General features: G+C 51.5%; 14 protein-coding genes and 1 tRNA gene. 13 read left to right on the forward strand and 2 right to left on the reverse strand.

The window, feature by feature from the left end:
* Positions 1-43: 43 nt before the first annotated feature.
* From fadB to SD69_RS10520, 10 genes are all read left to right on the forward strand, one after another.
* Positions 44-2,212, forward strand: coding sequence for a fatty acid oxidation complex subunit alpha FadB (gene fadB, locus SD69_RS10475; RefSeq protein WP_157471659.1), 2,169 nt, complete (start codon positions 44-46; stop codon positions 2,210-2,212).
* 14 nt (positions 2,213-2,226) lie between these two features.
* Positions 2,227-3,426 carry an acetyl-CoA C-acyltransferase FadA gene (gene fadA, locus SD69_RS10480; protein WP_041523183.1) on the forward strand — a complete coding sequence of 400 codons (1,200 nt, stop codon included), beginning with the start codon at positions 2,227-2,229 and terminating at the stop codon, positions 3,424-3,426.
* Between the two features lie 79 nt (positions 3,427-3,505).
* Positions 3,506-4,861: a hypothetical protein gene (locus SD69_RS10485; protein WP_041523184.1), complete on the forward strand. Its 1,356-nt coding sequence runs from the start codon at positions 3,506-3,508 to the stop codon at positions 4,859-4,861.
* 146 nt (positions 4,862-5,007) lie between these two features.
* Positions 5,008-5,092: transfer RNA gene (locus tag SD69_RS10490), tRNA-Leu, on the forward strand.
* Positions 5,093-5,178: 86 nt separating this feature from the next.
* Complete coding sequence (gene tig / locus SD69_RS10495; RefSeq protein ID WP_041523185.1) at positions 5,179-6,492, forward strand: trigger factor; 1,314 nt, start codon at positions 5,179-5,181, stop codon at positions 6,490-6,492.
* A gap of 170 nt (positions 6,493-6,662) precedes the next feature.
* Entirely contained in the window at positions 6,663-7,298 is a 636-nt protein-coding gene (gene clpP / locus SD69_RS10500; protein ID WP_041523186.1) for an ATP-dependent Clp endopeptidase proteolytic subunit ClpP, read from the forward strand.
* Between the two features lie 111 nt (positions 7,299-7,409).
* On the forward strand, positions 7,410-8,711 hold the full coding sequence (clpX, locus tag SD69_RS10505) for an ATP-dependent Clp protease ATP-binding subunit ClpX (RefSeq protein WP_041523187.1): 1,302 nt from the start codon (positions 7,410-7,412) through the stop codon (positions 8,709-8,711).
* Positions 8,712-8,869: 158 nt separating this feature from the next.
* Positions 8,870-11,284, forward strand: a complete 2,415-nt coding sequence (lon, locus tag SD69_RS10510) for an endopeptidase La (RefSeq protein ID WP_041523188.1) — start codon at positions 8,870-8,872, stop codon at positions 11,282-11,284.
* Between the two features lie 287 nt (positions 11,285-11,571).
* The gene (hupB, locus tag SD69_RS10515) at positions 11,572-11,844 is read left to right on the forward strand and encodes a nucleoid-associated protein HU-beta (protein ID WP_041523189.1); all 273 of its coding nucleotides are present in this window, start codon (positions 11,572-11,574) and stop codon (positions 11,842-11,844) included.
* Positions 11,845-11,972: 128 nt separating this feature from the next.
* On the forward strand, positions 11,973-13,835 hold the full coding sequence (locus SD69_RS10520; protein ID WP_041523190.1) for a SurA N-terminal domain-containing protein: 1,863 nt from the start codon (positions 11,973-11,975) through the stop codon (positions 13,833-13,835).
* A gap of 104 nt (positions 13,836-13,939) precedes the next feature.
* Here the strand turns inward: SD69_RS10520 and SD69_RS10525 are convergent, their stop codons facing one another.
* The gene (locus SD69_RS10525; protein ID WP_041523191.1) at positions 13,940-14,908 is read right to left on the reverse strand and encodes a sensor domain-containing diguanylate cyclase; all 969 of its coding nucleotides are present in this window, start codon (positions 14,906-14,908) and stop codon (positions 13,940-13,942) included.
* 18 nt (positions 14,909-14,926) lie between these two features.
* Entirely contained in the window at positions 14,927-15,547 is a 621-nt protein-coding gene (locus tag SD69_RS10530) for a hypothetical protein (RefSeq protein ID WP_052481063.1), read from the reverse strand.
* A 359-nt stretch (positions 15,548-15,906) separates the two neighbouring features.
* Here SD69_RS10530 and SD69_RS10535 point away from each other — a divergent pair, with 359 nt between their 5' ends.
* From SD69_RS10535 to SD69_RS10545, 3 genes are read left to right on the forward strand one after another with little or no spacing between them, the layout of a single operon-like run.
* Positions 15,907-17,742 (forward strand): extracellular solute-binding protein, encoded by a 1,836-nt coding sequence (locus tag SD69_RS10535; RefSeq protein WP_041523192.1) that lies wholly within the window; start codon positions 15,907-15,909, stop codon positions 17,740-17,742.
* A 24-nt stretch (positions 17,743-17,766) separates the two neighbouring features.
* A complete protein-coding gene (locus tag SD69_RS10540; protein ID WP_041523193.1) occupies positions 17,767-18,852 on the forward strand; it encodes a microcin C ABC transporter permease YejB in 1,086 nt (361 codons plus the stop codon).
* Positions 18,853-18,863: 11 nt separating this feature from the next.
* A complete protein-coding gene (locus SD69_RS10545; RefSeq protein ID WP_041523194.1) occupies positions 18,864-19,886 on the forward strand; it encodes an ABC transporter permease in 1,023 nt (340 codons plus the stop codon).
* The last annotated feature ends 3 nt before the right edge of the window (positions 19,887-19,889 follow it).

The raw sequence follows: 19,889 nt of genomic DNA on the forward strand, positions 1-19,889 counted from the left end.
GGAAACGTTAGTCAACCTGGGCTGATAAACAATAGGGCAGATTATGTATCACGGTGAAATTCTTACGTTAACCCGCGAGGCCGGCTTGGCCCGGCTTGAGTTTAATACCCCTGACGCATCCGTTAATGTGTTTAGCCGAAAAGCCATCGCTGAGCTCACTGGTGCACTTGATGTGCTGGAGACGTCGGATGTGACGGGCTTGATGATTGTCAGTGCAAAAGACTCATTTTTGGCCGGTGCTGACATCAATGAGTTTAGTGATGTCTTTACCGCTGGCGCCGAAGCCATTGCCGAGCACTTGTTGCCTAATATCGATAATTTTCGCCGCCTTGAGGCGCTGCCGTTTGCCACGGTGGCGGTGATTAATAAGTTGGCATTGGGCGGTGGGCTGGAGATGGCTCTCGCCTGTGATTACCGCATCGCCGACAGTAGCGCGAAAGTTGGTTTGCCTGAGACTCGTTTAGGGATTATTCCCGGTTGGGGTGGAACCGTTCGGCTACCGCGCGTGGCGGGGCTGGATACGGCGCTTGAATGGATCGCGACCGGGCAGGAGGTTGCCGCTAATGTGGCGTTAAAAGCGCAGGTATTAGATGCCGTGGTGGATGTCGCTCAGCTGCAAGATTGTGCGATTGATTTACTGCAGCGCTGCGCCCGTGGCGAGTTGCCCTATCTCACTCGACGAAACCAAAAAACACAGCCACTGGCGCTTAATAAAATAGAGGCAGGCCTCGCGTTTGAGTCCGCTAAAGCAATGATCACGCAACGCGCTGGGCGACATTATCCGGCTCCACTGGCCGCCTTAGCCGCCATCCGTGAAGGGGCCGCAAGCTCGGCCGCTGAGGCGGCACAGTTCGAGCTTGCCCACTTTGTGACGGTGGCGCAAACCGATACCGCTAAGGCCCTTAGTGGTTTGTTTATTGCCGATCAGTTTATTGCGAAAACGGCGCGCCAGTGGAAGGCGAAATCGTCAACGCCTACGCACCAGCTCGCGGTCGTGGGGGCGGGAATTATGGGCGGCGGAATTGCTTGTCAGGCTGCCTTAAGGGGCTTGCCGGTTATTCTCAAAGACATAGATCAAAAAGGTATTGACCTCGGTCTCAAAGAGGCGGCAAAAGTATTGGGCCGCCGTGTTGATAAGGGCAAAATGTCAGTGCCGGAGTTGGCTCAGGCACTTACCCGCATTCAGCCAACGCTTCACTATCAACCACTCGCCAGTGCCGATATGGCCGTCGAGGCGGTGGTAGAAAATGTCTCGGTAAAAAAATCCGTTTTGGCGGAGGTTGAAGCAGAGCTTGCGGCGGGAGCCGTGCTTGCCAGTAATACCTCAACTATTTCAATAACGGAGCTCGCCACAGCGCTGCAGCGCCCAGAGCAATTTTGCGGTTTGCATTTTTTTAACCCGGTGCATGCCATGCCTTTGGTCGAGGTGATCCGCGGCGCCAAGACATCAGACGACACCGTCGCCAGGGCGGTCGCGTGCGCGACTGCCTTAGGCAAAAAAGCCATTGTTGTTAACGATTGCGCGGGCTTTTTGGTGAATAGGGTGTTATTTGCCTACTTTGCCGGGTTTGCCGGCCTGGTCGATGATGGGGTGGATTATACGCATATCGACCAGGTAATGACTCATTGGGGATGGCCTATGGGGCCGGGGCACTTGTTGGATGTGGTAGGCCTGGATACGGCGGAGCACGCCGAGCAAACCATGGCGCAGGCGTTTGTGCAGCGAATGGGGCGGACAACCCCATCGCCAACGGCAAAGCTTTATCAAGCCGGCTTGCTGGGGCAAAAAGGAGGCAAAGGTTTTTACTGTTACGAGCAAGACAAGCGCGGACGCCCACAAAAAACACCCAATCCAGAGGTTCTGGCACTACTGGGTACAGATGCAAAGGCAAAAATAGACGATGACACAATTGTTTTGCGCATGATGGCCCCTTTGGTCAATGAGTTATGCCGTACCCTGCACGAAGGCGTCGTTGGCTCGGTAGCCGAGGCTGATATGGCCATGGTATATGGCTTGGGCTTCCCGCCACACCGTGGCGGGGTACTGCGTTGGGTCGATAGCATTGGAGCTAGAGCGTTTTGCACGCAGCTCGAGATGTTAAAGACCGAAGGGCCTTTGTACCAAGCAGAGCCTGTGTTGCAAGCACTGGCCGCGAAAGGCGATAGTTTTTATGGCTGCTCAGCATTGCCTAACGTATCAAGCACACAATAAACAGGAGGCTCACGGTGTCGTCACAATCACAGTTTGCAACTCACTTACAGCCGCGAGACCCGGTTATCGTCGACTTTGCCCGTACCGCTATGGGGCGTTCGAAGGGGGGATGTTTTCGGCACTCCCGCGCCGATGATATCTCGGCGGCGCTGGTGCGTGGATTACTCGATCGCAACCCTGGCTTGGACGCAAGGCAAATCGATGACTTGATTTGGGGCTGTGTTCTACAGCGCGAAGAGCAGGCGTTTAATATTGCGCGATATATCGTATTGTTGGCCGGGCTTGATCATTCAATACCCGCGCAGACAGTCAATCGCTTGTGCGGCTCATCAATGGCCGCGCTGCACAGTGCCAGTGCCAATATTCGTGCCGGGCTGGGCGATGTTTACCTCGTCGGAGGGGTAGAGCACCTAGGGCACTTACCCATGTACGACGCGATGGACCCCAACCCGTTGCTTGGTTTAAGTGTTGCTAAGGCAGCGGGTAATATGGGGCTAACGGCTGAATATCTGGCCAGTTTACACGGTATCAGTCGCGAGGCGATGGACGAGTTTTCACTGCGCTCACATCAATTGGCGGGTCAGGCGCGTGCTAATGGCGCTTTTAGTCGGGAAATTATTCCGGTTGCTGGGCACACACCTGAGGGAGGGCCGGCGATGATCGCCGAAGACGAAACCATACGCGCTGAGACAACGCTCGAAGGCCTCGCCTCTCTCAGGCCCGTGTTTGATCCGGTTAACGGCAAAGTCACAGCTGGCAGCTCCTCGCAGCTGTCCGATGGCGCCTCGGCAATGTTAGTCATGTCTGCCGAGCGTGCCGCCAGGCTTGGCCTTAAGCCTCGCGCGCGTATCCTGGCTCAGTCGCTGGCCGGCGTTGACCCCTCGATAATGGGCTATGGGCCGGTGCCCGCCAGTCAAAAGGCCCTAAAAGCGGCGGGCTTAAGTATGGCCGATGTCGATTATGTGGAGCTAAACGAAGCTTTTGCTGCCCAGGCTTTGCCAGTGCTTAAAGATTTGGATTTACTGTCCCGCATGGGTGAGTGCGTGAATGTGCACGGCGGGGCAATCGCCCTGGGTCATCCCTTTGGCTGCTCTGGTACTCGTATTACCGGCTCATTGCTTAGTGTGCTTGAGGCGCGCGATGCCCGTATTGGTTTGGCCACCATGTGCATTGGCTTAGGGCAGGGTATTGCCACCATTATCGAGCGTGTGTGATTTTGCCTGCCTGGTGTCGGGTTCTGTCTGTTAGAATGCGCCGCTTGCACGAATACGCCGCCCGGGAGAGTGTCGCGCCTTGAATATCTACTCCGCTGTAAACCTCGATACGTTTTTGACCGGCAGCTCCACGCGGCCTGCCGCCGATGAGCTGTGGGCGCTGCAGTTTGATCATCACGCTTACTATTTGCCCGAGCCAACAACGCTGCCGCTGCTGGCTGTGATGCGCGGCGCGGTGAATGATCTTCAGTGTATTATTTGCGAGGCCACTCAAGAGTCTTTACGGGTTGTTAAGGGGTGCGCAGAGAGCGCTAACCTTGCGCACCTTGCCCAAACATTTAGTGCGCCTGTGCTGAACTTGTCTCGCGGAGTCTCTCTGCTGCCTGTTGCCATTCCCAAGCCCTGGGGGCGGGAGCTTTGGTATACCGGTATTGAGGTGCGTGGCCAGGCAGGGGTGGGGAATGCCGAGCTAAGCACGCCGCTGCCGTGGTTGTTGTCATTACTGCCACAGCGCTTTAGTGCGGGGCAGCCCGAGACGCTTACGTTGCTCAAAATTCTCGACCCGCTACCGGATGAAGTGTTTGGCGATTTGTATTTTGAAATGCACGAGCGCAAACAAGAGGTGTATGTGGTAACCCATGTGGATGCCACGGCCTGGCCAGACGGGGTCGGAGGCATTAGGTTTGGTTTTTGCCCGGCAAAGCGCGCCAAATACGCCGACGACGATAGCTTTAAACGGGCGTACCGTGAGGCGGTAACTCAGTACGAGCAGGTTCGGCGCCAAATCGACGAGCGACTCGATGTTATCAAGCAGGCCGAGGGCTTGGATGTCAGTGCGCCGGCGAGTCCGTCTCAGGTACGTTACTGGTTGCGGCACGTTGATGCTGACTTGCAATGTCAGGAGCAGGAGCGCCGGCAGTACATGGACAGTTTTGCCCAGGTGTTGCCGTTGCGGGTGGGCGACGTGGTCAAGGTGCCATGCTATACCCCCCATTCACTGTTGCACGGCGTTCGTACGGTAGAATTCCAGACGCCAGTTTATGAGCGCAAAATTTTAGCATTTGCTCAAAAAGTGCTCACTCAGGCCCAGTGGGACACGGATGCCGCCCTGGCAAAAATCGAGCTGGATTGCCCGCCTCAGCCAGACATTGTCGTGCACAACGAAGCCGGTGGTGCCATTGTGCGCGAGCAGATTGTCGATTTTGATGACTTCGAAGTCTGGCGTTTGCGGGCGCTGCGCCCGGGCGACTATCCGCTGTCTGGCTGCGACAGTTATCAGTTGCTTATGGCGGTTACCGGCGAGCAAGCGATCGATCAGCGTTTGTTGGGGGCCGAGCAGGCCATTTTAATCCCGGCAAATGCGGCTAAAGACGCCGTTATTCGCCTCGAATCCGGGGCGGTAACGCTGCTGGCAAAGCCAAAACCTTGTAATTGATTGAATTCGCTTGTTGAACCTCGCTGAGGACTGTGGCAAAATCAGCACCCTTCTCGCAACTGACCGATTACTTATTTAGTTTTTTGGTGAGAAATCAAAGGCTTACGATAGCTTTTGAGAAAATGCGATATGCGCCATTGGGCGACGCGGTCGTGGTGAAATTGGTAGACACGCCAGATTTAGGTTCTGGTGCCGCAAGGTGTGAGAGTTCGAGTCTCTCCGACCGCACCAAACAATGAAAGAGAATTGCATCGGCCACTAACGGCGGTGTTATTTAACCGATGTGAGAGACATCGACGTTATTTCACGAGGAAAATATGCAGGTTTCAATCGAAACGACTTCTGGCTTAGAGCGTCGCCTGACGATCGGCGTACCCGCTGACACCGTAGAGGGCGAAATTGAAAAGCGTCTGAAAGACGCCGCTAAAAACATTCGCATCAACGGTTTCCGCAAGGGCAAAGTCCCTATGAAGATCGTTAAGCAGCGCTACGGTGCCGGTGTTCGCCAAGAAGTTGTAGGCGAGGTCATCAGCCGCTCTTTCTATGAGGCAGCGCAAAAAGAAGACGTGAAACCTGCCGGTCAGCCTAGCATTCAGCCTAAAGAAATGGGCGAAGGCAAAGACTTGGAGTTTGTTGCTACCTTCGAAGTATACCCAGAGGTAGCTTTGGGTGACATTTCTGGCTTTAAAGTGACGCGTGAGTCGGCCGAGATTACCGACGAAGACATCGATAATATGATCGAAACCCTGCGCAAGCATCAGGCAACGTACGAAGTTGTCGAGCGTGCCAGTGCCGATGGTGACCAGGTAAACATCGATTTTACCGGCACCAAAGACGGTGAAGAGTTTGAAGGCGGCAAAGCTGAAGGCCACAACTTAGTGCTGGGTTCTAACTCGATGATTCCAGGCTTTGAAGATGGCATCGTGGGCATGAAAGCTGGCGACGAAAAAACCATCAAGGTCACCTTCCCGGAAGATTACCAGTCTGAAGAGCTAAAAGGTGCTGACGTAGAGTTTGCCATTAAGGTAAATAGCGTTTCTGAGCAAACTTTGCCAGAGCTGAAAAAAGCGTTCTTCCAAAACTTCGGTTTAGAGAAGGGCGGTATTAAGGCTTTCCAGAAAGAAGTAAAAGCCAATATGCAGCGCGAGCTGAAAAACGCGCTAAAAGCCAAAGTGAAGTCTCAGGTGATGGATCAGTTGATCGAGAGCCATGAAGTTGAGCTGCCGAAGGCACTGGTGGGCAGCGAGATTGATGTGCTGCGCAATCAAATGATGCAGCGTTTTGGCCAGCAGCCTAAAGGTTTTGACGCTAAATCCATGTTGCCGGACAGCATGTTTGAAGAAGAGGCTAAGCGCCGCGTAGCTCTGGGCCTGATTGTTGGTGAAGTTGTTAAATCAGCCGACATTAAGCCTGACGCTAAAGCTGTTCGCACTATGGTGGAAGAGATTGCCAGTACTTACGAAGATCCACAGGAAGTGATCGACTACTACTACAGTCAGCGTCAAATGCTGGCTGGTGTTGAGTCAGCCGTGCTTGAGGACCAGGTTGTTGAGCACATTCTTGAGCAGGCGGAAGTGACAGAAACCACTTCGACCTACGACGAGATCATGCAGCCAAAAGCTGAAAAATAACGCTTTTTGGACAAAAATGCCGCGAAACGTTCGTTTCGCGGCCACACTCCCTTCCTTTTCTCTTACGGCGCTGGCAAACAGCTCCGTCACAGGTTAAGCTCCCACTATCTCGGTTTAATGGCGGCTTAGCGCCGCGTTTGTGACATTTTCAGAAGAAGGTATGAAGCGCAATGTCCTACCCGCAATCAGATCGTAATTCGCAAGAGATCACCGCCAGCGGCTTGGTGCCAATGGTTGTCGAGCAAACCGCCCGGGGAGAGCGTTCTTACGATATTTATTCGCGCCTATTGAAAGAGCGCGTCATCTTTCTTACCGGTCAGGTAGAAGATTACATGGCCAATCTGGTCTGTGCTCAGCTGCTGTTTCTTGAGGCTGAAAACCCCGATAAAGATATTCACCTTTACATTAACTCGCCCGGTGGCTCTGTTACGGCGGGTATGTCCATCTACGATACCATGCAGTTTATTAAACCCGATGTCAGCACCATGTGCATGGGGCAAGCCTGCTCGATGGGGGCCTTCTTATTGGCTTCTGGTGCCGAGGGTAAACGTCACTGTCTGCCCAACTCGCGGGTTATGATTCACCAGCCAAGTGGCGGGGCCCAGGGTCAGGCGTCCGATATCCATATTCACGCCCAGGAGATCCTCAAGATCCGCAAGCGCCTGAATGAGATTTTGGCCAATCACACCGGCCAAACATTGGATCAAATTGAGCTGGATACCGAGCGCGACAAGTTTATGTCGGCCGATGAGGCTAAAGAGTACGGCATTGTTGACTCAGTGGTGTCGTCGCGGGTTGAGGCGTAGTTCGCCCCGTTAGAATACTGGAGCTCCCAGGGTCGATTTGACCCCGAGGGCTTGAAAATTTAGGGTAAAGACTGCATCTTTACTCCATAGGTTAAGAATGGGAGTGGTTTAATGACCGATCACACCGGTGATAGCGGCGACAAAAACGGCAAACTTTTGTATTGCTCGTTTTGCGGTAAAAGCCAGCACGAGGTTCGCAAGTTGATTGCGGGCCCGTCTGTGTTTATATGTGACGAGTGTGTCGATCTTTGTAATGACATCATTCGCGAAGAAATCCAAGAAACCGCGACTGAAGGGCAATCAGAGAAGCTGCCCAAGCCTGCTGAGATATCCGGCATTTTGGATCAGTATGTTATTGGTCAGCAGCGCGCTAAAAAAGTACTGGCAGTCGCTGTATACAACCACTACAAGCGCTTGCGCGTAGGTGGGGCTAAAGGGAAGGACAAAGATTCTGTCGAACTGGGCAAAAGTAACATTTTGCTGGTTGGCCCAACCGGTAGCGGTAAAACCCTGCTCGCCGAGACGCTGGCTCGCCTGCTGAATGTACCCTTTACCATCGCGGATGCAACAACGCTCACCGAGGCGGGCTATGTTGGTGAAGATGTTGAAAATATCATTCAGAAGCTGCTGCAAAAGTGCGATTACGACGTAGAAAAGGCCCAACAAGGCATCGTCTATATCGATGAAATCGACAAAATCTCGCGCAAATCGGACAACCCGTCTATTACTCGTGATGTTTCCGGTGAGGGCGTGCAGCAAGCACTTCTTAAGCTCATCGAAGGCACGGTGGCGTCTGTACCTCCTCAGGGGGGGCGTAAGCACCCGCAGCAGGAGTTTCTGCAAGTTGATACCGGCAATATCCTGTTTATTTGTGGCGGTGCGTTTGCCGGGCTCGATAAGGTTATTCGGGATCGCTCGGAGCGTGGCGGTATCGGTTTTGGCGCTGAAGTCAAAAGTAAGAACGATGACAAGAGCTTTGGCGACACTCTGCACGAGTTAGAGCCAGAAGATTTGGTTCGTTACGGGCTTATCCCCGAGTTTGTCGGCCGCTTGCCGGTTATTGCAACTCTCGATGAGCTGGACAGTGAAGCGCTGGTTGAGATTTTGGCGGCCCCTAAAAACGCCTTAACCAAACAGTATCAACGTCTGTTTGAGATGGAAGATGTCGAGCTGGACTTCCGTCGCGATGCGCTTGAGGCAGTAGCCCAAAAGGCGATGGATCGTAAAACCGGTGCCCGTGGTCTGCGCTCTATTATGGAGTCGGTGCTGCTGGATACTATGTATCGCATTCCATCAGAGGAAAACGTTAAGAAAGTGGTTGTTGACGAAAGCGTCATTAAAGGAGAGTCAGAGCCTTTATTGGTGTATGAGAATCAGGAACCAGCGCCCAGCAAGGTCGCAAAAGAAGACTAAATATTGGCAAAACTGCTGTAAAACTACGCAAACAGGGTACTTTTAGTACCCTGTTTGCGTTTTTATCCCTCTTCATCTTGCAATTCGACCATCCCGACCCCAATCTTAAGGTGTAAGGCTTATTAAGCCAGTTGTATTCAGACCATTAGGGGGTCTTTATGGACCAGAATGAGCAAGTATCCAAGCACTCCGATTTACCCTTGTTGCCACTGCGCGATGTCGTGGTTTATCCGCATATGGTGATCCCTTTATTTGTAGGGAGGCAAAAGTCAATCGAAGCACTCGAGAGTGCCATGCGAGCTGACAAGCAAATCGTGTTGGTTGCGCAAAAAAGCCCTGATAATGATGACCCTACGCCCTCTGACTTATATGAAGTGGGTACCCTTGCCACGATCCTGCAATTGCTAAAATTGCCTGACGGCACCGTCAAGGTGCTGGTAGAAGGTGGCGAGCGCGTATCTATCGATAACGCTGAAGAAGAGGATGGTCACTACCGGGTGGCGGTTAGTCTTTTTGATGAGCAGCCGCTTAGTACTGAAGATTCTGAGGCGCTTATAAAGGCAGCGCGAGATCATTTTGAGCAGTATGTGAGTTTGTCGCGAAAGGTGTCCTCTGAGGTGATGAGCTCTCTCAGCGGAATCGATAATCCGAGTCGTTTTGCCGATACGGTGGCGGCCCATATGGCACTAGAGCTTGAGCAAAAACAGGCGGTGCTTGAGTTGGCGGGTGTGCGCGAGCGGATCGAACGCTTAATACAGCTGATGGATGGCCAGATAGATTTGTTGCAGGTCGAGAAGAAAATTCGCGGCCGTGTCAAAAAACAAATGGAAAAAAGCCAGCGTGAGTATTACCTGAACGAGCAGATGAAAGCGATTCAGAAAGAGCTGGGTGATATGGGCGAGGAGGTCAACGAAGTTGACGAGCTCGAACAAAAAATTGCCGATAGCGGTATGTCAGAGGAGGCACAAGAGAAAACCCGTGCTGAGCTTGGCAAGCTTAAAATGATGTCGCCTATGTCTGCCGAAGCCTCGGTATTGCGCGCTTACATCGACTGGATGATTAAAGTGCCCTGGAAAAAGCGCAGCAAAGTGCGTCACGACCTGGCACGCGCCGAGGCCGTGCTCGAAAAAGATCATCACGGTCTGGAAGAAGTTAAAGAGCGTATTCTGGAATACCTCGCGGTGCAAAAGCGGGTCAAAAAAATCAAAGGGCCAATTTTATGTTTGGTAGGCCCACCGGGCGTGGGTAAAACCTCGTTGGGTGAGTCCATCGCCCGGGCGACCAACCGAAAATTTGTCCGCATGGCGCTAGGCGGCGTGCGTGATGAGGCTGAAATTCGCGGCCACCGCCGTACTTATATAGGCTCGTTGCCCGGCAAGTTGGTGCAAAAAATGGCGAAAGCTGGCGTAAAAAACCCGCTGTTTTTACTCGATGAAATCGACAAAATGGGTATGGATAATCGTGGCGATCCTGCTTCGGCGCTACTAGAGGTGCTGGATCCGGAACAAAACAACCATTTTAACGACCATTATCTCGAGGTCGATTACGACCTGTCGGATGTTATGTTTGTTTGTACTTCCAACTCGATGAACATACCGGGGCCGCTGCTGGACCGGATGGAGGTCATTCGTATACCGGGTTATACCGAAGACGAAAAGCTGAATATCGCTAAAAAATACCTGATTCCAAAGCAAATTAAAGCTAACGGCTTAAAAGATGGGGAAATGTCCGTCGACGATGACGTGATTCGTGACATTATCCGCTACTACACTCGTGAGGCGGGGGTACGTGGGTTGGATCGGGAGATCGCTAAGTTGGCCCGTAAGGTAGTCACCCGTCATGTGCGTGCCGCCAGCAAGCAAGCCGATACGATCTCGGTGGATGGCCTGGAGGATTTACTGGGTGTGCGTAAGTTCGACTTTGGCCGCGCCGAAAATGACGACCAAATAGGTCAGGTGACTGGCTTAGCCTGGACGCAGGTCGGGGGCGAGCTGTTGACCATCGAATCCACGGCGGTCAAAGGTAAAGGTCGGGTGGTTAAAACAGGCTCTTTGGGTGATGTGATGCAGGAGTCGATCCAGGCGGCGTTAACCGTAGTTCGGTCTCGGGCGCAAGTGCTTGGTGTGGCGCCTGATTACCATGAGAAAATGGATATTCATATTCATGTCCCCGAAGGTGCAACGCCCAAAGACGGTCCGAGTGCTGGGGTCGGGATGTGTACAGCGCTTGTTTCCGTGTTGACCTCGATCCCGGTTAAGGCTGACGTGGCCATGACCGGTGAGATTACGTTGCGCGGTGAAGTACTGCGCATCGGCGGGCTTAAAGAAAAGCTGCTGGCGGCTCACCGCGGAGGTATTAAAACGGTGGTTATTCCGGCCGATAACGAACGCGACCTGAAAGAGATACCGGATAATATTAAGGCTGACCTAACTATTTTGCCTGTCAAATGGATCGACGAAGTGTTGGAGGTTGCCTTGCAGCATACACCGACTCCTCTGACTGACGAAGAATATAGGGCGTTGGAGCAAAAGGCTGAACAGTCTGAAAATGGCAGTCGGATTAACACCCACTAAGCCGTTCGGGGCCGTGATCTGTCTGTTACTTTGAGTAACCTGCAGTGTTCCGTCTGGGCGTCAGCATACGGTTGTGGTGGCGCTTTTGTTCAAATAGCAGGCAAATCTGCGATAGTTACAACGATTGTCGCAGACCAGCCTTGACCCAACCGAAGCCACTTGGTATAAATCGCAATTCAACGCAGATGGTGGTGCAAGACTGAGTGCCGAGAGTCATTGGTGCCATTATCAAAAAGCACCGCACAACTATAAACGCTAGTTCTGGAAATTTATTAAAGGGGTTTAACGTGAATAAAACTGAGCTGATCGAATCCATTGCCGCATCTGCGGATATCTCTAAAGCTGCAGCAGGACGTGCATTGGATGCCGTCGTTGATGGCGTTACCGATTCACTGAAAAAAGGTGACCAAGTTGTGCTGGTAGGATTCGGTACTTTTTCTGTAAAAGATCGTGCCGCTCGTACTGGTCGTAACCCACAGACTGGTGCTGAAATTCAGATTGCCGCTGCTAAAGTGCCTAGCTTTAAAGCCGGTAAAGCTCTGAAAGACGCTGTTAATTAAGCTCAGTTGTTGGTTTAATCGAAGCCAAGTTAGTGTTTTAAAATAAGCATTAATGCTTAAAAGGCGCATCCCAGATGCGCCTTTTTTGTGTATAGATATTTAAACTGCCCCCTGTTCAGGAGCTGGACATGTTACAAACAATGCGTGATAACTCGAAGGGAGTTGTCGCCGGAATTTTAGTTGGCCTGCTGGTCATTATCTTTGCCCTGTCTGGGGCCGAGGCGCTATTTTCGTCTAATAATACGGCGCAAACGGTGTTGACCATTAACGGTCAGGATATTACTGAGACTGAAGTTTCCCGCGCTATCGAACAGCAAAAGCAGCAGCTCCGCAGTCGCTTTGGCGACTCGGTGCCAGAGGACTTTCTCAGCAATGAAAACCTGCGGGAGCCGGCGATTGAAAACCTGATTCGCCGTACCTTGCTTACCCAAGCAGCTGCAGATGCAGGCATGACGGTTTCTGACGCCCGCCTTAACGGTGTCATTACGTCAATTCCTGCCTTTCAGAATCTTGAAGGTCAGTTTGATCCGGCGCGTTATCAGCAATCGCTGCGTATGCTGGCTTACACCCCGGCGTCTTACAAGCGCGAATTAACTCGCGACCTTACCGTTAATCAGTTGGCGAGTGGCGTGTCGGACAGCAACTTTGTCACCGACGCCGAGCTAGAGCACCTTGTTAATCTCAATTTTCAGACGCGAGACTTTAGTTTTGCTACGTTAAGCGCTGAAAAACTGATGGAGGCTGTCGAGGTTAGCGATGAGGAAATCGAACAGTTTTATCAACAAAACAGCGAGCGCTTTACCGTGCCAGAAATGGTTACGGTCGAGTATATCGATCTCAGTGTTGATCAGCTGGCTGACGAGCAGCAAATTGATGAGGCGCGGTTGCGTCAGCAGTACGAGGAGAACATCGAAGATTTTGCTCCTTCAGTTGAGCGACACGCCGCTCACATCCTGCTAGAGGAGCCAAGCGACGAGCTGATTGCACAAGTGCAAGGCAAAATTGACAGTGGTGTTGATTTTTCTGAGTTAGCTGCCGAGTACTCTGACGACTTGGGTTCAAAAGACAGTGGTGGTGATTTGGGCATCTCGTCGGGCGATGCGTTTCCCGAAGAGTTTGAAGATGCTCTGGCCAGCTTGAGTGTTGGGGAGGTCTCGGCGCCGGTTGAAACCGACTCGGGCACGCACTTCATCAAATTGCTGGATGAGACCGGCGGCGAGCCTACCAGTTTTGCCGAGCAGCGCGATCAGTTAGCTCAGCAGGCTAGGCGTGCAGGGGCCGAGGCACGCTTTATTGAGCTGCTGAGTGAGCTTGAAGACTTATCTTACAATGCGGAGAGCCTCGCCAACGTTGCCCAGCAGCTGAACCTTGCGGTGGCTCAGAGCGAGCCTTTTGCACGCAGTGGTGGAAGCGGTATCAGCGCGTTTCCCGCAGTGGCAAAAGCGTCATTTGGCGAAGAGGTATTAACCCATGGTAATGCCAGTGAGGTTATTGAACTCGCCCCCGATCGTGTAGTGGTTGTTAAAAAGATTGCCCACGAGCCAAGCTTTGTTCGCCCAATGGCTGACGTAAGCGATGAAATTGCCATGACTTTGCGCGAACAGAAAGCCGCAGCACAGCTCGCTGAAAAAGGCGAAGCTCTGCAGCAGCGCCTAGAGGCCGGAGCTAGCTTTACCGAGTTAGCGGAGTCCGAAGGTCTGGAGGTTACCTCGTTAGAGGCCGTCGAGCGCAGCAATATGGAGCAGCCGCGTGCCGTTGTTGAGTTTGCCTTTGGTATGGCTCGACCATCAAGTGGTAGCACTACCGTTGATGGATTTGGCGCCAGCGGTGAGTACACCGTGCTTGAGCTCAGTGCCGTAAACTTGCCGGAGCAAAGCCTTCCTGAGGTAGAGAAGCCGGCGTTGGTCGAAAGTCTGGCTAATTTGTTGGGTAGCGCAGATTTTGCCTCCTATCAGCAATACCTGGAAGATACAGCTGATATTGAGCGCTAGGGCGCTCGCCAAGGCAATAAAAAAGCCGACCTCAGGGTCGGCTTTTTTGTGGGAGGCTCTTTATTAATGGAGGGGGCGAGAGCGCTTAAATTGGATATAGGGGGTTAGTGGTTGATGTGAGAGCGATTTCGGCCGTGCTCTTTACAGTAATATAAAGCTTTGTCAGCCCCCTCTATCCAGTGCTGTGTCGAACTGATGGCCTCGTTAAGCTGCTGAATACCAAGGCTTATGGTGATTTTAACGTCAGTGGTGGAAGTTGTGATCACTTGATTGGCCACTGATTGTCGCAATCGCTCGGCAAACTCCAGTGCACCCTCATCGTCGGTATTGGTTAAAATCACGCCAAACTCCTCGCCGCCATAGCGCCCGGCGATATCGGTTTCACGTAGCTGCTCCCGTAAGCACTCGCTGACACGCCGAATGACCTCGTCGCCCACGGTGTGGCCGTAGGTGTCGTTAACCACCTTAAAGTGGTCAATATCAAACAGCACTAAGCTGCAGGGGATGTGGTAGCGATCGTAGCGTTTGTATTCTTGAGTCAGGCAGTGCTCCCAGTGACCGCGGTTGTACAGCGACGTTAAGTGATCGATGCGGCTTAGCCCCTGCAGGCGGCGGTTGGCGTCGATTTGTGCCAGCTTATTCATGGCCGTGTCGGTAACGTCGTAAACGATCAGACAGATATGCTCTACCTCGCCGTGAGTGTCCAGCAAGGGGATGATGGTTGTATTTTGGTACATATAGCCGGCGCTACCGGTAATAGGGCGGTAGTGAGGAAAGCGAAACAGGTGCGGGCGTTGCTCCCAGGTGGTAAACGTAGCGCTTTGCAGCACAAATACGGGCTCTGCTTTGCGACGAAACCAGTCTTCGGATAACTCAGGGAATATCGAGAACAGGCTAGAGCCTAAAACATGCTCTGGAGCTTTGCCGCTGTGGTTTTGCATAAACTGGTTCCAGAGCGCAACGTGAAATTTGGCGTCGAGCACCACCAGCCCCACATCAATATTCTGCAATATATCGAGAAGCCAATGAACATCCTTGAGAAAATGACTCAAATCGTCAGTTGTGTCCGCCATAATTTGCCTGTTTTGGGTCTAGTCAATCAGGTAGTTGAGCTTTTCCAGTAATCCGTCGATGCAGTTCTCGCTGATGACCAGTAATAAATCGCAGTTTACCTTGTGATCTTCAATGGTGTAGTTGATTTCGATAACCAGAGCATTTTGCCAATTGATCTCGCGATTTTGCAGGGTCTCTGTGATATCAAAGTGCTCGCCCAGCAAGGTTGGTGGTCCCAGGCTAAAGTGCGTATCCAGTTGCCGTGCGATGCCGTGAAGGCAAGCGCCCCCTAGGACGTTAGTGGTGTCCATTAGGAGCTCGCTGCGGGCGTTGGCCCCAGCGCTAGCGTCATAACGCAGTAATGTGGCAAGGTCTCGGTAGTCGGTGCCGTTAAAGATTAGTAATGCCTCGCCGGCAATGCCGCCGCCAATAAAGCCTTGGCAGACACCAGTCAGATCCTGGTCGTCGCCATCGTCATGCTGCAACGATTGCAGTGTCATGGCAATGTCGTTGGGAGTTAGCAAGCTGACGGTTGGAATTGAAAGGACGACAAACACACCCAGTAAGCGCGCCAGGTGGTCAGCTGATTGCCCCATAGCGACATTGGCTATTTCCTGTAGGCAGTCACGTTGGTCTTCGGTTAGGAGGTTGGCCGTCATGTCTTGTCTTTTTATGGTGCGCTGCGTAGGGCTTTCACGTTAAATGGCGCGATAGCCTAGGTTTTACAGCTGGTCTCAGGGATACCATTGAGTTAATAGTAGCATTTACCTTGCTTACTGTCTGTGTTTTACGGTTGATTTAACGCCGTCTGCAAAGCGTGCTTACTATTGTCAGCCAGCCACCACATCGCTACACTCAACCGTTATATGCCCTCGGTTAGCCGCCAATGCGGTCTCTAACAAAGTACACAATCTGTTGTCTGAGCTTGCGCCAGTTACCTATAAAATATCGACATCGCTGTTTATCAGGTGGTGATATTGTGGTCAGGTTGAATTTTAATCAAAGCGGAGATGCGAGAATGAAATCCCCTGTCAGCGTGCTTGTCTCGCTTACTTTTAGTTTATTGGCGAGCACTGTATTTGCCGCCGAATCGCCGGACGCTGTAAAAGTGATTACGTCCCACGCGTTTGCCGAGCATGGTGAGCCTAAATACAGCGCTGATTTTACGCACTTCGAGTATGTAAACCCCGATGCACCCAAAGGGGGAGAGCTGGTGTTGTCGACCATCGGCACATACGATAGCTTTAACCGCTATGCGCCCCGGGGCGATGCCGATGTTAACAGTGAAGCTTTTTACGACACCTTGATGGTTGCCAGCGATGATGAGCTGGGTGTTGTATACCCACTGATAGCCGAGTCGATTGAGTACCCGGAAGATTATACTTGGGTGTCTTTTAATGTGAATCCAGATGCGCGTTTTCAAGACGGGAGTGCAATCACGGCTGAAGATGTCGTGTTTAGCTTTAACAAGTTTAAAGAGCAGGGAGTTTCTCAGTTTAAAAGCTATTACAAAGATGTTGAAAGTGTAACAGCGGTATCCCCGTTAAAAGTAACCTTTACCTTTAATCAAAGTAACCGAGACTACGTATCGAGCTTAGCCAGTTTGACTATATTGCCACAGCAGTACTGGGCTGAGCGAGATCTTTCGGAACCTCTGGCAGAGCCCCCTCTTGGCAGTGGTGCCTATAAAGTCGTCGATTATAAGATGGGGCAGTTTACAGCTTATGAAGTCATTGAAGACTATTGGGCTCGTAATTTGCCTTCGCGAAAGGGCTTGTTAAATTTCAAGCGCATACGATATGACTATTATCGAGATGATACCGTCGCGCTGGAAGCGTTGAAGGCGGGTGAATATGACTTTAGACGAGAAAATATTGCCAAACAATGGGCTGAAAGCTACGACGTGCCAGCGGTTAAAAGTGGCGATCTTGTAAAGGAGGAGTTGCAGCACGAAATACCACAGCCCATGCAAGCATTTGTCTTCAATACAAATAAAGAGTTGTTTAAAGATCGCCGGGTGCGTCAGGCATTAAACTACTTGCTGGATTTTGAATGGCTGAACAAAAACTTGTTTTACTCGTCCTATTCCCGCAATACTAGCTACTTTGAAAACACTCCATACAAAGCCCAAGGCAAGCCCGAAGGGTTAGAACTCGAAATTTTATCGCCTTTTAAAGATCAATTACCGGCTGAGGTGTTCGGCGAGGTATGGCGCCCTAATACAACCAATGGCGATGGCAATATCCGCAGTGAGATGCGCCAAGCCTTACGGCTATTAAAGGAAGCTGGTTGGAAGCTTAAAAATAAAAAATTAGTTAATAGCCGCTCTGGCGAACCTTTTACCTTTGAAATGCTGCTGTACTCACCAACGATGGAACGAGTGGTTTTACCGTTTAAACGCAATCTAGAGCGCGTGGGCATTGACGTAACTATCCGCATGGTGGACTCTACGCAGTACCTTAATCGGTTGCGCTCACGGGATTTTGATATGACCCCTCAGGGCTATCGTGCAGTACCATATCCGTCGGCCAATATGAAGTTTGCCTGGCACTCAGACTTTATTGATTCAACCTACAATCAGGCGGGTGTTAGCAACCCCGTGATCGATGAATTACTTGAGCAAATTGTTCAGGCTCAGGGTGATGACGAACGTCTATTGGCGTTAGGGCACGCCTTCGACCGAGTGGCTTTGTGGAATTTTTACGTCATTCCGCAGTGGCACTCCAAAAGCTTCCGAATTGCCTACTGGAATAAGTTTTCGCGGCCGGATGTTAGGCCTAAGTACGCCGTTGGCCTGGATAGCTGGTGGTACGACGCCGATAAGGCAAAGTCGTTAGGCAAGAAGCCTAATTAACGCGTTCACTAGAGGTCGTTAGATTTGGGTGCCTATGTTGTACGCCGGTTGTTTTTGGTTATACCAACACTGCTGGCGATTATCACGCTTAATTTTTTCATAATTCAAGCCGCCCCCGGTGGCCCCGTAGATCAGGCTATCGCTAACATGCTGGGCATGGGCGGAGCGAGCCTTGAGCGTATTACGGGCAGTCAGGGCGATTCGGACTCCGGCGGGTTGGCTCAGCAGAGTGAAGGGTCGCGCAGTTCTCGCGGGCTTGACCCCGAAGTTGTGGCTGAAATTGAAAAGCAGTTTGGCTTTGATAAACCATTGCTCGAGCGTTATTTTACCATGCTGGGTGATTACCTCACTTTCGACTTCGGGGATAGTTTATTTAAAGCCAATACTGTATTGGGTTTGATCGTCGAGCGGCTGCCCGTGTCCATCTCTTTGGGGCTGTGGAGTACGTTAATTATCTACTTTGTGTCGATACCATTGGGTATCCGCAAGGCGATTAAGCATCATCAGCCCTTTGATGTGTGGACCAGCTGGGTGGTGGTTATTGGTAACGCTATTCCTGGCTTTTTGTTTGCCATTTTGTTGATCATTATTTTTGCCGGCGGCTCCTATCTGGATTGGTTTCCGTTGCGCGGATTAGTATCAAGTGATTTCTCAGAGTTGTCGTGGTACGAAAAGATAGCCGATTATTTTTGGCATTTAACCTTGCCAATATTGGCGCTGGTGGTGGGTGGCTTTGCCACCCTAACGATGTTGACTAAAAACTCCTTTCTGGATGAAATCAATAAGCAGTATGTGATTACCGCTCGGGCCAAAGGCGCTGGTGAGCAGCGCATCTTGTACAAGCACGTGTTTCGTAATGCCATGCTGATTATTATTGCCGGGTTCCCGGCGACCTTTATCAGTATGTTTTTTACCGGCTCACTTTTGATTGAAGTGATTTTTTCACTTGAGGGGCTTGGTTTGCTCGGGTTTGAATCGACCCTGCAACGCGATTATCCCGTGATGTTTGGCACTTTGTATATTTTTAGTTTGTTGGGGTTGCTCATTGGTATTGTCAGTGATTTGGCGTATACCTGGGTAGACCCGCGCATCGATTTCGAGTCGCGTTAGGTGAGTCTTGTATGAGCTTAAGCCCCATTAACCAAGAACGCTGGCAGCGATTTAAAAATAACCGACGCGGTTTTTACAGCTTGTGGATCTTTTTGGCGCTGTTTGGATTGAGCTTGTTTGCCGAGCTCGTGGCAAACAGTGTCCCGATTGTTGTGGTAAAAAATGGCGAGTGGTATTTTCCCATTGTTAAAGAGTACTCTGAGCTCGATTTTGGTGGTGATTTTGATGTGGCCGCCGATTATCGCGATGAGTATATTGCCGATTTGATTAACGCGGACGGTTGGATGTTGTGGCCGCCCATTCGTTTTGATTATCGCGCGATCAATTACAATTTACCCACGCCAGCACCCAGTCCGCCAAGTTCCGAAAACTGGTTGGGTACGGATGATCTTGGGCGTGACATATTGGCCCGCTTGATTTATGGCTTTCGAATCTCTGTTCTGTTTGGTTTGGTTTTAACGTTGGCGACCTCTGTGGTCGGTATCGCTGTGGGGGCTGCCCAAGGCTTTTATGGCGGTAAAGTGGATTTAATTGGACAGCGTTTTCTCGAGGTTTGGTCGAGTGTTCCGACGCTGTTTGTGCTAATCATTATTGCCAGTATGGTGCCGCCAAGTTTTTGGATATTGCTCGGTATTCTATTGATTTTTGGCTGGATGTCGTTAGTGGGCGTGGTGCGCGCCGAGTTTTTGCGAGCGCGAAACTTTGAGTATGTATTGGCCGCACGCTCCATGGGCGTATCCAATGCTGCGATTATGTGGCGCCACCTTTTACCGAACGCAATGGTTGCCACCATTACCTTTATCCCCTTTTTGCTGGTGGGCGGCGTTACCAGCTTAACCGCATTAGACTTTTTAGGGTTCGGCCTGCCGCCGGGCTCTGCATCTTTGGGGGAGATGGTCAGTCAGGGTAAGAACAATTTACATGCGCCCTGGATTGGGTTGTCGGTCTTTATCGTGCTGTCATTGTTATTAACCCTGCTGGTGTTTGTCGGAGAGGCGGTGCGAGATGCCGTCGACCCCAATCGAACGCGCTAGAGA

Origin of the sequence: Gilvimarinus agarilyticus, assembly GCF_000832015.1 — a bacterium.
Taxonomy (GTDB): Bacteria; Pseudomonadota; Gammaproteobacteria; order Pseudomonadales; family Cellvibrionaceae; genus Gilvimarinus; species Gilvimarinus agarilyticus.